Here is a 15,254-nt window from a genome sequence, read left to right on the forward strand (position 1 = left end):
CGCAGGCGCCGCACGCGCCGGAGGGGTGCCTGTCAAGAGCTCTTCGCGGTGAGGTACCCCGCGCCGCCCACGCCGTCGATCCTCATGTACTGGTAGCCCGCGCGCGAGCCCGCGTAGGTCGTTCCCGCGCCGCCCACGAGGGACGTGCACTGGTAGAACGTCTGGAAGCCGGAGACGCCGGAGGCGGGCAGCGCCCAGTCGGCGTCCGCCCAGATCGTCACGAGCGAGCCGCACCCGCCGAAGGTGTAGGCGAGGTCCTCGAGCGAGGACGGGTCGAGCCCGGAGAGGTCGATCTCCGTGAGCCCCGTGCAGCTGTTGAAGGTGTGCTGCATCTCGCGCACGCCGTGGAGGTTCCCCATCCCCGTCACGTCGGTGATCGCCTGGTGCCCGTAGAACCAGTAGTTCGTGTTCACGTGGTCGTAGGTCGCCATGTCGGCGGCGATCTCCACCGCCTCCACGTCGTTGCGGTGGTCGTACCAGGGCTGGTAGCCCACCGAGTTGTACCGGGCGTTCGCGCACAGGCGCCCCGACGAGACCAGCTCCCGCCCCGCCTCGGGCGCGGTCGCCGCCGTCAGCACGAGCTCGCCGTCCGCATAGAGGAAGCAGCGGAACCACTCGCGCTCGTCCTCCGACCCATCGGGGTGGGTCAGCACGCCGGTCGACTCGAAGTGCAGGTTCAGGTGGTCGTCCGACTGCTCCGGGACGTACCCCCTCTCCCCGACGAGGCGCCGGCACCCGCTGAACATGAGCGTCCCGCTCTCGACGGACCCGTAGAAGCTGTCCGCCCATATCGTCTCGAGCGAGGCGCAGCTCACGAACATCTGGTTCATGTTGGTCGGCGTGACGAGGTGGCCGAACCCCTCGACCTCCACGAGGTTCTCGCAGCCGTGGAAGAGGTAGGCGGCGCTGGCGAGGGCGCTGCCCTCCATGTCCTCGTCGATGACCGCCCGCGTGACGGAGAGCTTGTCGTCGTCCCAGGGCCTCGAGCCCGCCGAAGAGTAGCCCTCCGGGTCGACCTCCCATGCCTTGAGGATGACCGCGCCGGGCACCGACGAGGACCGCCCGTCGCGGTAGTTGAACTCGAGCGTCCCGTCCGAGAGCAGCAGCGCGCGGATCTTGACGCCGGTGTCCCAGGAGAGCGCGAGGATCGCCGGCGCCATCTCGCTCGGCTTGTACGTATCGGCAAGGCCGTTCTGCGCGCGGATCGCGTCGGCGATGCCGTCGAAGACGGCATCCGAGATCACGCCCGTGCCCGTCGCCGCCACCGCCTGGTAGGGAGTCCCCGCCTGGGTCCCGTCGAGCGCCAGCACCGCCGCCGCCATCTCGGAGGGCAGATAGGTGTCGGTGCCGCCGTTCTGAACGCGGATGGCGTTGGCGATGTCGGTGAGCACGCCCTTGTCTATCGTCCCAACGGCCATCAAAACTCCACCCCGCTCAGGTCGTCAAGGTCGGCGATCGCCTGGTCGACGTACTGCTTCGTCGCATAGGCCGAGAGGTCGGGCGTCGTACCCGGCGCGCCGTCGGAGCCGTCCTGCCCGGGCGCGCCTTGCGGCCCCTGCTCTCCCGCCTCGCCCTTGAGGCCGGAGAAGGCGAACGCAAACGTGCGCGCCCCCGGCGTGCCGCCGAGCGTCACGGTCACGGACGGCGTGCCCGTGGACGAGTCCACCGTGGCGGTCGCGCCCGTGATCTCGGCGTCGGCCCCGTCCTGGCCGTCCGCCCCCGGTGCACCGTCCTGGCCGTCGGCCCCGTCCTCGCCGCGCAGCCCCTCGAGCTGCTCGGTGGTGAAGTCCGCGTAGGTAAAGGCGTCGCCCTTGGGGCCGCGCAGGTCGGCCGAGCTCGTGCCGCTCGCGCTCGTCACGGTGAGCACCGTGCCGCTCCACGAGTGCGTACAGCCCACGCCGTCCGCGCCGTCCGCCCCCGGCGCCCCGTCGGCTCCGTCGGTGCCGGGAGGGCCCTGCACGCCCTGCGGCCCGCGCAGCGCCTCCAGCTGCTCGGCGGTGAAGTCGGAGTAGAGGAAGGGATCCCCCTTGTCGCCCTTCTCTCCGTCCTGGCCGTCGGCGCCGTCCTCGCCCGGAGGCCCCTGGACGCCCTGTGGCCCCTGCAGCGCGGCAAGCTGTTCGGGCGTGAAGTCCCCGTAGGTGAACGGGTCACCCTTTTCACCCTTCTCTCCGCGCAGGGATTCGATCTCCTCCTCGGTGAGGTCGTCGAGCGTCATCTTGTCGCCCTTGGGGCCTCGGAGCGCCTCCAGCTGCTCGGCGGTGAAGTCGGCGTACTCGAAGGGGTCCCCCTTTTCGCCCCTCTCCCCGTCGTCGCCCTTGTCTCCCTTGGGGCCGTGCGCGAGCGTCGCCGTGGTGGTGCCCGTCGCGTCCGTGACCGTCACCACCGCGCCCGTCTCGGTCTGCTCCACCTTGGCCGTGGGGCTCACGCCGTCGGCGCCGTCCTGCCCGTCCGCTCCCGGCGCCCCGTCCTCGCCGTCGGCGCCAGGGAGGCCGTCGGCGCCGTCGAAGTCGCCGCGCTCGGCCGCCTCCAGCAGCCCGTCCTTTGCCTGCGTCGCGGCAGCGGCGGCCGCGTTGGCGGCCGCGACCGCGCCGGAGGCTCCCTGCGCCGCCTCGACGGCCTGCCCCGCCGTGGCCACCGCGCCCTGCGCGGTCGCCACGGCCTCCTGTGCCCTGGCCACGGCCTCGGAGATGAGGGCGTCGGCGTTCTCGTACTTCTGTATGGCGTCGAGGAACATCGAGTAGCCGTCGGAGCCCCCTCCCTCGCCGCCGACGAGCGCTGGCCCCACCAGCACCGTGAAGGAGAGCGACGACAGCGCACGCTCGTCCCAGGAGACCATGACCTGCGCGTCGACGGTCCCCTCGGCGCATGCCATCGCGGCGGGCCAGTAGACCCTGAACTTTCCCGCCTCGGCGTCGACCTCCTCGAGGGGCTCGCATCCGCGCACGCGCAGCTCGCGGTGGCGCCACAGCAGGTAGAGCGAGGCCCCGGTCAGGTCCACCGCCTCGCCGCCGCGCGTCACCGCGAGCGCGATGCCGCGCCCCACCGCGTCCGCGGGAGAGGCGACGAACGGCCCCGCGAAGGGCGCGTCGCACTCGTCCCAGACGACCTCGCGCAGCCCGTCGCCGTCCAGCGGGAACGTGCTCTCGTCACTCATGTCAGAACTCCTCGCTCCCCAGGTCCTCGTAGGAGGCGACCGTGTCCGACGCGGTCGCCGCCGTCTCCTCGACCGCCGTCACGCGCGCGGCAACGTCGGCCGAGGCCGCCCACGCCGTGCGCTCGACCGTGCCCAGCGTGAGCCGCACCGAGGGCGCGCCCTCGCCGAGCTCGCGCACGCGCCGCACGCAGCGGGCGCGCAGGTGCCACTCGGGGGTTCTCGACGAGTCGATGACCGCCACGTCGTCGCCCAGGCGCACGCCCGCGCCGCCGTCCACGGCCGCGACATCCACCTCGTAGGAGACGCGCGGCTCGCACGCCGCCGCGAGCGCCGCCAGCGTCAGCGCCTTCAGCTCCGTTGCGTCCTCGCAGTCCGGGAACACCGCGTGCCCGAACCGGTGTGCCTTCCCGCCCGCGCCATCCGGCCTGCCCCACACCAGGCGCGCGGCCTCGTCTCCGACCCAGTTCGCGCCGCCGTTCACGGAACCGAAGGTCAGCCGCCGCGTGAAGCCTCCCGTCGCCACGCCCTGCTCGTCGTAGACCGGCAGGCCCTTCCCGTAGCCGTAGAGCGCCGTGAACACCTCGTCCTCGAGCACCGTGCGCGTGCACGCCGCGAGCGTCTTGCCATAGGAGAAGCGCGCCCCGCGCCATGCGCCCCGCCGCGCGGGCAGGTTCACCGTCCGCGAGCTCACGCGCCCGCCCGAGACGGCGATGACGGCTTCGGCCTCGCCGCCCCAGACCTCCTCGACGCGCCGCAGCGCCGCGAGGGCGTTCACGTGGTAGAGCAGGCAGCCGCGCGTCGCGTCGCCGACGCCCACATCTCCCGCGGTCCAGCGCGTGACCCCGAGCACCGAGGAGAGCGCCTGCGCGGCCGTCTTGCTCACGAGCTGTATCTCCTCGACGAAGTCGCCCAGCAGCTCGCAGAGCGACGACTCCGCGTAGACGTGCGCCGGCTCGCCCATCGGCTCGTCGGTGCGCACCACCACATGCTCGTGCCAGACGCCGTCGGCCGGGTCGCGCCACAGCAGCCGCTCGCCCTTCTCGGGCGCGGCCAGGCAGTCGAACTCGATCGTGTCCTCGCCGCCGATCTCCTCTGCGTGCGTCACCGCGCCAACGGCGGGCAGGATCCCCAGCCGCTCGTCGAAGCGGTCGAAGAGGTAGAGCGTCGGCACCATCTAGAGCCACCTCTCCACCCACTCGACGGTGTGCGCCGAGCACCCGGAGAAGGCCAGGGCGTGGGAGCCGGGTTCGAGCGAGAAGAACGTGCTCTCTACCGCGACGCCTGACGCCGCGTCCACGCCGTCAACGGTGACGGCCTCGGATGCGAAGTCCATTACCACCACGTCGCCTGCGGAGAACTGCCGCTCCACGAGCACGTAGCGCCCAAGCCCGTCCGCCACCTTCACGGAGGAGCCCGCCAGCGCCGTCAGCGTCACCACCGGCCACGTCGCCCACGTGCCGCCGACCGTCATTGTGCCCGCCGCGCTCGACTTCCCCTCCCCGTACGCCACCGGGTCGAAGCACGTGAACGCCAGCTCGCAGCTGCCGTCCTCGAAGAGCGAGTCCCAGTCGGAGGCGTCCGTCACCACGGCGTCCCGCCACGAGAGCCCCGGCTCGCCAGGCAGCTCGAGCTCGGCGCCCGAGGGCGCCACGAGCCACCCGTACAGTTCGTGCCTGATCTCGGAGCGCTCGTCAGCCGTCAGGGAGATCCCCGCGTCCAGGAAGAGCCGCACCCGCAGCACCCTCGGCGGCAGCTCGCACCCCAAGAGCGCCGCGCCAGGCCGCCCCGGCACCGCGAGCGCCCTCGGCTCCAGAGCGTGCCCCGCCGGCTCCACCAGCTCGGCCGTCACGTACCCCGAGAGGTCGTGCCCGTTGTACACGATGGAGCTCACAGCCGCCCCCGCGCCCGCCCGTAGGCCGTCGCGCGGCGCTGCTGTTCGCGCCCCATGCGGTCGGTCTCCGCCGAGCCCGCACGCTGCTCGCGCGCGCCCTGCGCCGCCCTCTGCAGCGGGCTGCTCCTGCGCACCACGTCGCGGTCGTCCACGCCGCGACCGGCCCTAACCCTGTCCGCCAAAGTCGATCACCACCGTCAGAATCAGCGTGAACCCCCAGAGCCAGCGCCCGGAGCCGTCGCGGCCCCTCGGCGCCGAGCCCCCGGAGTCCACGGCCGCCACCCTGCACCTCCAGCCCTCGCCGGAGCCCGTCCAGGAGTCCCGGCGCAGGTCGCGCTCCACCGCGCGGCAGGTCGCCTCCGCGTCGCGCGGGTCCTCGCAGCACACGAGCACGCCCACGGGCACCCGCCCGCGCTCCGCGCCGTCCGCGAGCCGCGCCTCGCGCTGCCAGGCGCCCTGCGTCAGCACGATCGGCTCGCAGCAGAGGCGCGCCGGCGGCGGCGAGCAGAACGCGTTGCCGTAGCCCAGCGCACGGAGCAGCGCGGCCACGGCGCCGGCGACCCCGCCGCCCTCGGCGTCCCAGTCGGTCGGCACGTACGCGCCGAGGGGCTCGGAGCATGCCATCAGCCCACCTCCAGCTCCCAGTGGTGCACCTGGCCGCGCACCACGCAGCACCTCCTGCAGGCCCGCACGAGCATCGACGGCCCCGCGCCGATGAGCACGCGCGCGCCCGCCGGCACCTCGAGGGCGCCCTCGGAGTTCACCGCGTCCACGAACACCGTCCCGTGCCCCGCGTCGGCCGAGCGGTGCGCGTCGGAGACGACACCCTCCGTGCGCTCGAACCTCACGTGGCGCACGAGGCGGCTCTCGCCGCGCCCGCCGCCCTCCGCGGGCAGGAACACCAGCATGTCGTCGGGCAGCAGCCTCCTGGGTATCGGCCTCAGGTACCTCATCGGCGCACCCCCGAGAAGCAGAGGCCCGTGCCCGCGAGCTCCGCGAGCGCGGCCCCCCGCGCCACCTCCGAGCCGGTCGTCCCGTCGTCGCGATAGTTGGTCACCGAGAAGGACCCGATGGAGAAGCCGCCCACGCGCCCCTCGCCGTACTCGGCGAAGGCGTCCGCGGCCGCGCACACCGCGCGCCGCCAGGCGTCGGCGGCGCCCCCATCCCACTCATCGCGCACCTCGCGCGCCCCCGTGAGCGCACCCACGCACCGCACCGCCGCCGGCAGCGCCTCCGCGAACGCCTCGGCGGCGAGCGCCCCGCCGTACCCGTCGAGGTAGAAGCCGAAGGAGACGGGCGCGGGGCCGCAGCCCGCCGCGCCCGTCGCCCCGTCCACTAGGCCAGCGGCGCGCAGGAGACGTGCACGCCGTCCAGCTTGTTGTCCAGGAGCTCCACGATGCCGTACTTGCGGTACTTCATCATGTAGCTGTCCAGGTTCTCCAGCTCGTCCGGGCTGAACACGCGGCTCGCCACGTGCTTGTCGAACTTGATCACGGCCGAGCGCTCCACCACCATGTAGTTGATCGGCGCGCCCGCCCCCACGAGCTCGTAGTAGTTGGTGAGGCTCCCCGCACTCGGCGAGGATACCTTGGAGTACACCCCGCCGCTCTCGGTGTAGTACGTCTTCCCCGGCGTGACCGAGCTGTCCGTCGTCTTGACGTAGCTGCCCTCGGCGCACGAGTACCCGAACTGGTCCTCCTCGCCGGAGTTCAGCGTGATGGCCGAGAAGAACCGCGTCTGCGGCACCTCCACGATGCGAGAGAAGCGCTCGAGCACGCGGTTGCTGCGCGCCGGGTTCGCGAGCGAGAAGTCGTCCAGCACGCCCTTGAGCGTCGGCGTGATGAACAGGATGCGACTGCCGGTCGTCACCTCCGCCTCGTCCATCGCGTTCGTCGCCGCGCGGAGCGACGCCAGCACGTCCTCGGCGTCGGCGTCCGAGAAATCCTCGACGGCGGGCGCCACGCCCTCGTGCCCCGCGATCTCCGCGAACGTGAACGCGTCGGCCTCGGGCGCCACCTGCGTGCGCTGGAGCTCGCTACCGGCTGCCACAAAGCAGTCGAGGACTCCCGCCTCCTCGACGTCCATCACGTCGGCGAGCAGCCTGATGCCCCGGTCGTAGTTGAACGTCTTGGTCTCGAACTCGTAGGTGATGCTGCCGGTCTTGTAGCCCACGTTGCGCGTGTAGTCGCCCAGGCCGGACACCTCAATCTTCGGGACCATGATCTCCTTTGCGTTGCGCCCCGCGCGCGCCATGCGGCGCGGCGAGTTCAGGCACGTCGAGCACGCCGCGCGCTTGTACACCTCGTCCAGGATGCTCGTGTAGTTCTTGGTGTATGCGATAGAGTTCGGCATGGCCTATTCCTCCTTCTCGTCCTCGATGCCGGCGATCTTCCGCCAGCGCTTGAGCTGCGCCCCCTCGTCCGTCGCCGCGCCCGCGTTCGGCAGCCCCGTCGCGCCCTCAAGCACGCCGGCACCCGCCCCGAACAGCCATGGCTCCGCAGCCCTCAGCTTGTCTATGTCGTTGTCGTAGTCGGGGAGCAGCGCGCGAGCAGCCTTGACGTTCCTTGCCCCAGCGATCTGCAGCTCGAAGCCCACACGCTCCTCGTCGCCGCGCCGTCGCAGCTCTTCCATCTCCTTGCGCAGGGCCTCCGCGCCCTCTGCGGTCCTGGCCGCCTCGGCGATCTCGCCCTCGAGCTCAGCGATGCGCGCGTCGCGCTCGGCGAGCGCAGCCTCGTAGTCCTTGCGCGCCTTAGCGGCAGCGTCGTCGCCGCCGCCGGCGTCCGCGCCCCGGAGCCCTGCCGTCACCGCCGCCTGCGCCGCCTGGTCGCCCTGCGCCTGCGGCTCACCCGCGACCTGCACCTGCGCGGCCTTGCCATCGTCCTCGCCACCCATAGGGGCCCTGCCTTTCCATCCAGGCGGGCAGAGAAAGAGCCCGCACCCAAACGATGGGTACAGGCTACGGGGCTGTCACAAAGGGGTTCTGCCGGGGATAATGGGTGCAACGGGGCAAGCTGGAATGACGTAGGGAGGCGCGACCATGTGCGTGAGGTTCTGCCCGCTCACGGCCGAGGAGGCCCAGGCCGCGCTCGGCGCGCGCGGGACGGGCCGCCACGCCATTCGCTACATAGAGGCGCCCGACCCCCTCCACGACGCGCGTCCCGGCTCGCAGGTCCCGCTCTTCGTGCCGGACGGCGCGGGCGGCCTCCGCGTGGCCACGCTCGAGTGGGGTTTCCCGCTCGACGGCAGGCCCCATGCCGTCTTCAACACGCGGATAGAGTCCGCCCTCGAGCAGCTGCGCCTGGGCAGGCGCGGCATGTGGGCAAAGGCAATAGCGGAGGGCCGCTGCCTCGTGCCCGTGCGGGCGTTCTACGAGAGCCATGCTACCGAGAAGGCTGTCAGCGAGCGCACCGGAAAGCCCGTAAAGCGCCAGTACCGCTTCCGCCTCCCCGGCGCCCGAGCGTTCCTGCTCGCCGCCGTCCAGCAGGACGGCCTCTTCTCCGTCGTCACCACCGCGCCCAACGCCAGCGTCGCGCCGGTTCACGACCGCATGCCCCTTGTCCTCGGCCCCGGTGAGCCGAGCGTGTGGCTGGGATCGAGCTTTGCCGCACTCGCAAACCGTAGTCGTATCGGGCTAATCGTAGAGGACGGGGGTAGGCAGGTTTGACTTTTGCGTACCTCTCGCCTCGCCGCGTCTATCCGAGGAGCTGCTGGATTGCGGTCTTGAAAAATGGGAGCATAATCCCGGCAAGAACAGAAGTGCTCTTTGCGATACTCGCAGCTCGCTCAAGCTTCTCCGCGAAGCCTGACTTGTCCTTGTTCCGCGCGGCAGCATCCAGCTCCTTGAGAGAGGCTTCTGCCTTTTCCTTTACCTCGGCTTCGAGTTCTGTGTCGAGAAGCGCCTGAATCGTCATTCCCAGTGTAACGGCGCTGCTTGCTTCGGCAGACGCCTCAGCATTCGCGCTCGCGCTTCCCCCGTTAATTACGTTGTTGTTGGTGAAGTTGTTTTCGATATTCACGGTAGCCTCCATCATGAAATCGCCCTCAACGTATTCAAATCCTTTGTCAGTAATCCGAACGTGGTAGGGCCTGTTGTCTGCCCACATGACATCTAGCAACCCCGCACGGCTTAGGGCCCGATAGTCATCAAGGCGGTCTTCGTAATACTTCGGAGGGACATCGCTGCCGTCCTTGTCGCAGTCAGCGCACAGCCGTCCTATGAGCTCATCGGCAGAGTCCCGCAGGTTCGCACAGCGCTTTCGAGCCTTGCGGGCCTTTGTGTAGTGATCGCGTCCCAAAGGTAGGAGGCACCGCACAAAGGCAAGCGTTTGTCCCCAATCAGTCTGCATGTCGATCATGCCGCAGTCGCGGAGAACGAGAAGATCGTCCGTTATGCCCCATTCGGTAAAGTCGTCAGGGAGAGAGCGTTGTGCCATCCAGATTCGAGCAAGCGCAGATTCCTGACTATTCGTAAGCCCTTCCAAAATCATCCTCCCGTGCTGGTCTATCGCCTATCAGGACCCTGTCTATCTCAGATGCCCCTTCTCTTTTCTCCAAAGGTACGTGTCCCAGAGATACTCAACGAGAGTGACGCTCGAACCAACTGCGAGCTTGGCATGGCGCACGAACAGGGGCTCGAAGTCAGCCGCCTTTCCATGTCCGGAACCCCAGCTGTTCCGGTACTCGGCGATCCCCCCGACGAGGCCGGTGAGGCTTCCTAGGATTTTCTTGACCGTTTGAGCCTCAGGGAGATCGCTGGAAACGCTCTCCGTATCGATGTCGAGCCTCCTCTTTGTCTCCTTAATCAGCTCGTTCATTCCCCAGCTGCTGGGCACCTTGACGCCAGTCTCCTTGAGGATGGTCCTGCAGCAGCTCTCCACGAGTTCCTTAGCCTTCCCGATGGCGTCTGTCGGATTCGTGGTGCGTAGCTCCATAAGCGAGTTGATCTGCGCGGTCATGTACTCGGAGGAGAACTGTTCCTTGAGATACTCGGAGGCACCCTCGAACGGATTGTGTTCCGCAATCTCGCGATCAATGACGGCACGTGCCTTGCGATAGTAGCGGGCATACTCCGCAGAGTAGCGGATGTGGCTGTATGGGCGCTTTTCGCTCACGTCGGGCTTAACGTACTCATCTTCATAGTGAAGCTCGTAATACTCTAGTAAATCGTTCAATAGCTTGAGTGCGTCACCGTCTGCGCAATCGTCAAGGTATGCAGTGAGGGATTTCCCTTTGGACAATTGGTAACGCTCGCAGAGAGCAACCCCAACACTCATGAGGGTGAAGTTGTCGAAATCGTTGGTGGAGAAGTCGAGCACATATCCGCCCCTGTTAAACAAGGAGAGAAAGATACCCTTTTCTAACTGTGTTATCGCCAAATGCCCTCCTTAAATCACCCCAAAATCTCCGACCCGAACTCCGCCAGCGTGAACGCGTTCGCCTCGTCCAGCGCCTCGCGCTCGAACACCATGAAGTACCCGAAGCCCGCCCCCGCCATGTCGGACCACCGCGTGCCCAGCCTCAGCTTGCGCTTGGCATCTTCTGCCAGGTGCTCGCCCTTGGTCTCGATGGCCATGAGCACGCCGTCGTCGCGCAGGGCGAGGAAGTCCGGGTAGTGGTTGACGAACCCGTTGATGCTGAACTCGCCGGGCTTGCGCTCCACCACGCGGTGCCACCACACGACGCGCGAGCTGTTTGCCAGCAGGTCAACCATCCTGCGCTCCACGCCGTCGACGCGACCGTCCTCCGCTTCGTAGAGACCCTTGTCGTAGCTGGTCATGGGGTTCGCCTGCACGAACGACTCGGGGAAGCGGTACTCGGGCGCGAGCCTCACGTCCCCGCGCGAGAGAAGCTTGCCGAAGCGCTCCTCGCAGAAGTCGTCGGCGAGCTCGCGCACCGCGTCCGTGACGGCGCGTGCGACGCCGCCCACGCTGTGGAGGCACGCGTCCACGACGGGTGAGTCCATGTCGTCCACCACGCGGGCGATGTAGCCCGTGAGCTGGGCGCTCCCGAAGGTGTTCTTGAACTGCGAGGCCATCGCCTTGAGGACGAGCGCCTTCAGGCTCTCGCGCTTGCCCTCGTCGGACATGTTGGCGAAGAGCATCGCCATGTTCTTTCTGACGTCGTCCTCGAGCCAGCGGATGCGGTACTCGTCGGAGTCGGCGGCGAGGTCGACCTCGCGCGCCTCGGAGAACGTCGCCGGGTTGATGCTCACCTGGTTGATGCCGTACTTGGACAGCCTGAAGTCCGCGAGCAGGTCCTCGCGGTCGAGCGGCTTCCAGGTCTCGTCGTCGGTGAATATGCCGCCGTCCACGCGAACCATGAACTGTGGGATCGCAAGGCTTGCCGCAGAGCCCGCCGCTTCGGTGCGCATGCCGTACACGTTCGAGCCCCCTCCCAGGCCGCCGAGCAGGGTGCCGGCCCCTTCCGGGCCCGCCCCCTCCTCGAAGCGCTCCTCGATGTCGCCGGAGGCGGCGATGATGTCGTCAACGGTCGCCGCCTCGGTGCCGGCGCCGGCGTTGTCGGACGCGCTCAGGTCGAGTCCGTCCAGGTCGAGGTCGTCGCCCTCGGCGTCGTCCGGGGTTGCCGCGAGTCCTGAGGCGGGGAGCCCCGCTCGCCCTTGCCGGGGAGCGGGGGCAGGCGCGGTCCCGGCGGTCTCCACGTCCTCGCGGGAGAAGCCCACGCCGTTGAGGCCGTCGACCACCTGGGTGAGCGTCGCGTCGAAGTCCGCCGACGCCGTGAGCACGTAGGCGATGTTGAGGCTGCGCGCCCCCGCGCGCGCCGCGTGGGGCTGTCTCAGCACGCGGCCCACGACCTGCTCGACGCTCACCTGAGAGCTCTTGTTGGCGACGGTGGCGAGCACGTAGGCGAACGGGCAGTCCCAGCCCTCGGCGAGCGCCTCCACGGTGATGATGAAGCGGATGGGGCAGTCACGTGCCATGAGGTCCGCGCCGCCGATCTCGTCGACGTCGCCGGTGCGCACGGCTACCTGCTCCTCGGGGATGTCGCCCTCCACGAGCTTCGCCTTGAGCTTTGCGTAGGTCTCCGCGCCCTCGGCGCCGCGCCGCTCGGCCTGGAAGAGAACGATGGGGCGTATGTAACGCCCGGTGCGCCCCTCGTCCCGCTCGGCGATGGCCTCGAGCCTCCTCTGCAGCGCCACCGCGTCGGAGATGGTCGTCCGCTTGTCCGGGCGGCGGTACACCACCACGGGGAGCTTCACCATCTCCTCGGCCTTGAGCTGGCGCGCCGTCGCCTGGGCGATGACGTTCGCGCCCCTGGCCGGCGTCGCCGTGAGCTCCAGCACGAAGCGCGGGTTGAGGTTCTTGAGCATGTCGAGCGAGAGCTTGCTCCTCGCGCGGTGGCTCTCGTCCACGATCACGATTGGGTTCGTGCCCGCGAGCGCGGTGATGAGCGCGGTGTCGTCGGCGCCGTCCACCTCGACCGCCGTGCCCGCGTCGCGCTGGTGGGCCGTGAGCCCGGCGAGCGCCGAGTTCTCCGCGTAGGCGCGCCTCCCGTCCTTGTTCTTGAACGAGTCGTAGGACAGCACGAAGAGCGTGAGCTGCTCGCCCACGGTCGCGGCGGTGAACGAGCGGCCTCGCAGGCCGTCCTCCTTGTCGAGCACCTCCACGCGCCCGCCGAAGTCGCGGTCGAGCGCCATGCGCAAGAAGTGCTCCGGGTTCCTCATGTTCTTGATGGTCTGCGAGAGGATCTCGCGCCTCGGAACGAGCCACACCACGACGTTGGCGGCCGAGGGCAGCGCCTCTGTCAGCACGCGCACGGCGCTCGCGCCGATGAAGGTCTTGCCGCCTCCGGTGGGGACCTTCACGCACACCTTCGGAGCGCCGCCGAGGTCGTCGCGGTAGCGCTCGACGCCGCCCTGCCCGGGCGTGAGCCCGATCGCGTTCATGAAGACGCCGTACGCCGTCGCCGCGTCCCTGGTCATCGCGTACGTCCTTGCGAAGCGGCCGATCTCCCTGAGGACGTCCCTCTGGTACTGCTTCAGCTCCATGGTCAGATCCTCGCTATCTGGTCGGGCACGCGCTTGAACACGATGCCCATCTCGTCCAGGCGCTCGGGCGCGATGGCGCAACGGTCGGCGTAGATGACGGTCGGAGACCCCTTGCGCGGGAGCTCGCGTAGAAGCTCGTAGGTGAGCGTCATCTCCTCCCCGGGTTCCCAGGCGAGGTAGTAGACCGCCTGCGCGTGCTCGCCGAGGAGGTAGGGGTGCTCGTCCGTGAGGTCCTCGTAGGGAGCGCGGGTCTCGTTCGCCCACACATAGCGCGCGAGGTCCGCGCGCTTGACGACGGGACTCAGGGCGCCATCGCTCTGGAAGAGCGCGGGGCCGAGCTCGTAGTAGGAGAAGCCCGAATCGACGCCCTCGGCAGCATTGTTCCCCTCGCCGTAACCCGAGATGACGCGACGAACACGCTCGGCGGTAACGGTATCTGCGTAGTCCATCATCTCAACGAGAATGAAGCGACGGTTTCCGCCGTCGGCGGCGTTGAGTCGCATGACCGCGTGGGCCGTCGTGCCGGAGCCCGCGAACGAGTCGAGCACGAGGGCGTCGGGCTTCGCGGTGATCTGCAGCACCCGCTCTATGAGGCGCGTGGGCTTTGGGGTGTCGAAGGGAACCCTTCCGTCGAAGATTGCCTTGAGCTCCTTCTTGGCCTCATCGGTGTGGCCGACCTCTGAATGAGGCCAGTAGTTGGTCGGCAGGCGTCCACCAACGCTATCAAGATACGTCTTTCTCGCTATGCCACCTTTGCCATTCCTCGTGAAGTAGAATCGAGGCCAAGGACCCGTCTTCAAAATCTTGGATGCCAGCGCTCGCGACTCCTCGACAGACTGGGCGAGCACGATGCCCTTGACGCCCTCGCGCACCTCGGAGACATCGATGCCGCAGACCTCAGCCCTGCGCTCTGCATCATCCAAGTCCCTGAGAACGTACGGGCACCAGCCGGTCATGTAGTCGAGCATCAAATCCTGCTGGTATCGCCAACAGGAGCCGTTGTACGGGTACAGCAGCTCGCCGGTGAATGGGTGTTGTATCGCGTACACCATGCCTTGGTGTGTGGCTGCTCCCGGCGCGAAGGCGTCGCTGCTCCTCCACGGCATATCGTCGTTGTCGGGGTTCTTATACTTCGAGTCCATCTCAGCGGTGCGCGGAAGCCTCCCCGGCTGCCACTCCGGCTGTTTACCGTAGACAAGCACGTGTTCGACCTCGGCGGGGATGCCTTTGGAGTCATTTCTCGTCGCATACGTTCGCTGCCATGACACGTTCGCCACGAAGCAGAACGCCCCGAAAACCTCATCGCACACGAGCCGCAGGTTAGCGAGCTCCGTGTCGTCGATGCTGATGAAGATCGCCCCAGTCGGCGCGAGCAGCTTCCGCAGCAGCTGGAGCCTCGGGTACATCATGCACAGCCACTTGTCGTGACGGCTGAAGTCCTCGCCCTCCTTGCCGACGACCTGCCCGAGCCACTTCCTGATGCGCGGGTCGTTCACGTTGTCGTTGTAGACCCACCCCTCGTTGCCGGTGTTGTACGGCGGATCGATGTAGATGCAGTCGACTCCGCCCTCGTACTCGGGCAGCAGCGCCTTCAGCGCCTCGAGGTTGTCGCCGTGGATGACCATGTTCCCGCAGTCCGAACCGCGACTGTCAAGCACTCCCTTCTCGGGCACGCGCTCGAGCACGCGATACGGGACGTCGCGGTGGTGGTTGACCACCTTCTCCTTGCCCATCCAGTTGAGAGTCGGCATTAACGCACATCCAATCCGGCACACGCCGTGACGGTCCATAACACAATGCAATCATTATCCCACAGGGACCGGTCATGTTGAAAAGTCAGGGCCGTGCAAGGCGAGAAGAACGAGAAGAACGAGAAGAACGTCGGCACGTCACCATGCTCGATCCGAACGACCCGAGATAAACCCATTGCCGTAGCGACCACCTGGACGCAGCCCAATCCTGCTCGAGTTTTGCCCGCCGCCACCCGGGGTGCCGCCACCGCCGTCCGCTGCCCATCGAGGGCTGTCCGCAGCCCGCCCGCCTCCGCTCCGTTGCGCGCACGGCTCGGGCCCGCCCCGCCCCACGCGCGAGGGCCGGTCCCACGGCCGCCCCGCCCGCTCCGGCTGTGTATTGCGCCGCGGCTCGCTCCAGCCGGCTGCGCCCTCGCATCGCGCCCGGCTCGGTCCGGCCGGCTGCGCCGTCCG

15 protein-coding genes are annotated in these 15,254 nt (G+C 68.5%); 1 reads left to right on the top strand and 14 read right to left on the bottom strand.

Features of this window, described 5'->3' with window-relative positions; translation table 11 throughout:
* Nucleotides 1-32: 32 nt before the first annotated feature.
* From B5F85_RS08165 to B5F85_RS08205, 10 genes are read right to left on the bottom strand one after another with little or no spacing between them, the layout of a single operon-like run.
* Nucleotides 33-1,418 carry a hypothetical protein gene (locus tag B5F85_RS08165; RefSeq protein ID WP_087316209.1) on the bottom strand — a complete coding sequence of 462 codons (1,386 nt, stop codon included), beginning with the start codon at nt 1,416-1,418 and terminating at the stop codon, nt 33-35.
* Entirely contained in the window at nt 1,418-3,154 is a 1,737-nt protein-coding gene (locus tag B5F85_RS08170) for a collagen-like protein (RefSeq protein ID WP_087316211.1), read from the bottom strand. Before B5F85_RS08170 ends, B5F85_RS08165 begins: the two co-directional genes overlap by 1 nt.
* A gap of 1 nt (nt 3,155) precedes the next feature.
* A complete protein-coding gene (locus tag B5F85_RS08175; protein WP_087316213.1) occupies nt 3,156-4,328 on the bottom strand; it encodes a phage tail spike protein in 1,173 nt (390 codons plus the stop codon).
* A complete protein-coding gene (locus tag B5F85_RS08180) occupies nt 4,329-5,045 on the bottom strand; it encodes a distal tail protein Dit (RefSeq protein ID WP_239386802.1) in 717 nt (238 codons plus the stop codon). It lies immediately after the preceding gene.
* Nucleotides 5,042-5,227 carry a hypothetical protein gene (locus tag B5F85_RS10580; protein ID WP_143786158.1) on the bottom strand — a complete coding sequence of 62 codons (186 nt, stop codon included), beginning with the start codon at nt 5,225-5,227 and terminating at the stop codon, nt 5,042-5,044. The genes B5F85_RS08180 and B5F85_RS10580 overlap by 4 nt, the downstream gene beginning before the upstream one ends.
* Nucleotides 5,211-5,669, bottom strand: a complete 459-nt coding sequence (locus B5F85_RS08185) for a hypothetical protein (RefSeq protein WP_087316215.1) — start codon at nt 5,667-5,669, stop codon at nt 5,211-5,213. The genes B5F85_RS10580 and B5F85_RS08185 overlap by 17 nt, the downstream gene beginning before the upstream one ends.
* Nucleotides 5,669-5,998: a putative minor capsid protein gene (locus B5F85_RS08190; RefSeq protein ID WP_087316217.1), complete on the bottom strand. Its 330-nt coding sequence runs from the start codon at nt 5,996-5,998 to the stop codon at nt 5,669-5,671. Before B5F85_RS08190 ends, B5F85_RS08185 begins: the two co-directional genes overlap by 1 nt.
* A complete protein-coding gene (locus tag B5F85_RS08195) occupies nt 5,995-6,381 on the bottom strand; it encodes a hypothetical protein (protein ID WP_087316219.1) in 387 nt (128 codons plus the stop codon). Before B5F85_RS08195 ends, B5F85_RS08190 begins: the two co-directional genes overlap by 4 nt.
* Nucleotides 6,381-7,397 (bottom strand): hypothetical protein, encoded by a 1,017-nt coding sequence (locus B5F85_RS08200; RefSeq protein ID WP_087316221.1) that lies wholly within the window; start codon nt 7,395-7,397, stop codon nt 6,381-6,383. The genes B5F85_RS08195 and B5F85_RS08200 overlap by 1 nt, the downstream gene beginning before the upstream one ends.
* Nucleotides 7,398-7,400: 3 nt before the next feature.
* On the bottom strand, nt 7,401-7,937 hold the full coding sequence (locus B5F85_RS08205; protein ID WP_087316223.1) for a hypothetical protein: 537 nt from the start codon (nt 7,935-7,937) through the stop codon (nt 7,401-7,403).
* Between the two features lie 145 nt (nt 7,938-8,082).
* Here B5F85_RS08205 and B5F85_RS08210 point away from each other — a divergent pair, with 145 nt between their 5' ends.
* Nucleotides 8,083-8,709: an SOS response-associated peptidase family protein gene (locus B5F85_RS08210; protein ID WP_087316225.1), complete on the top strand. Its 627-nt coding sequence runs from the start codon at nt 8,083-8,085 to the stop codon at nt 8,707-8,709.
* A 28-nt stretch (nt 8,710-8,737) separates the two neighbouring features.
* Here the strand turns inward: B5F85_RS08210 and B5F85_RS08215 are convergent, their stop codons facing one another.
* From B5F85_RS08215 to B5F85_RS08230, 4 genes are all read right to left on the bottom strand, one after another.
* A complete protein-coding gene (locus B5F85_RS08215) occupies nt 8,738-9,400 on the bottom strand; it encodes a hypothetical protein (RefSeq protein ID WP_143786159.1) in 663 nt (220 codons plus the stop codon).
* 168 nt (nt 9,401-9,568) lie between these two features.
* Nucleotides 9,569-10,420 (bottom strand): abortive infection family protein, encoded by an 852-nt coding sequence (locus B5F85_RS08220; protein WP_204204697.1) that lies wholly within the window; start codon nt 10,418-10,420, stop codon nt 9,569-9,571.
* 14 nt (nt 10,421-10,434) lie between these two features.
* A complete protein-coding gene (locus B5F85_RS08225; protein ID WP_087316229.1) occupies nt 10,435-13,050 on the bottom strand; it encodes a DEAD/DEAH box helicase family protein in 2,616 nt (871 codons plus the stop codon).
* 2 nt (nt 13,051-13,052) lie between these two features.
* Nucleotides 13,053-14,801 (bottom strand): site-specific DNA-methyltransferase, encoded by a 1,749-nt coding sequence (locus B5F85_RS08230; protein ID WP_087316232.1) that lies wholly within the window; start codon nt 14,799-14,801, stop codon nt 13,053-13,055.
* Nucleotides 14,802-15,254: the final 453 nt, after the last annotated feature.

Origin of the sequence: Olsenella sp. An293, from assembly GCF_002159495.1 — a bacterium.
GTDB lineage: Bacteria > Actinomycetota > Coriobacteriia > Coriobacteriales > Atopobiaceae > Thermophilibacter.

Coding starts and splice junctions, on each gene's coding strand:
- B5F85_RS08165 (WP_087316209.1), bottom strand. CDS start 1,418: ATGGCCGTTGGGACGATAGACAAGGGCGTGCTCACCGACATCGCCAAC.
- B5F85_RS08170 (WP_087316211.1), bottom strand. CDS start 3,154: ATGAGTGACGAGAGCACGTTCCCGCTGGACGGCGACGGGCTGCGCGAG.
- B5F85_RS08175 (WP_087316213.1), bottom strand. CDS start 4,328: ATGGTGCCGACGCTCTACCTCTTCGACCGCTTCGACGAGCGGCTGGGG.
- B5F85_RS08185 (WP_087316215.1), bottom strand. CDS start 5,669: ATGGCATGCTCCGAGCCCCTCGGCGCGTACGTGCCGACCGACTGGGAC.
- B5F85_RS08190 (WP_087316217.1), bottom strand. CDS start 5,998: ATGAGGTACCTGAGGCCGATACCCAGGAGGCTGCTGCCCGACGACATG.
- B5F85_RS08200 (WP_087316221.1), bottom strand. CDS start 7,397: ATGCCGAACTCTATCGCATACACCAAGAACTACACGAGCATCCTGGAC.
- B5F85_RS08205 (WP_087316223.1), bottom strand. CDS start 7,937: ATGGGTGGCGAGGACGATGGCAAGGCCGCGCAGGTGCAGGTCGCGGGT.
- B5F85_RS08210 (WP_087316225.1), top strand. CDS start 8,083: ATGTGCGTGAGGTTCTGCCCGCTCACGGCCGAGGAGGCCCAGGCCGCG.
- B5F85_RS08215 (WP_143786159.1), bottom strand. CDS start 9,400: ATGATCGACATGCAGACTGATTGGGGACAAACGCTTGCCTTTGTGCGG.
- B5F85_RS08225 (WP_087316229.1), bottom strand. CDS start 13,050: ATGGAGCTGAAGCAGTACCAGAGGGACGTCCTCAGGGAGATCGGCCGC.
- B5F85_RS08230 (WP_087316232.1), bottom strand. CDS start 14,801: ATGCCGACTCTCAACTGGATGGGCAAGGAGAAGGTGGTCAACCACCAC.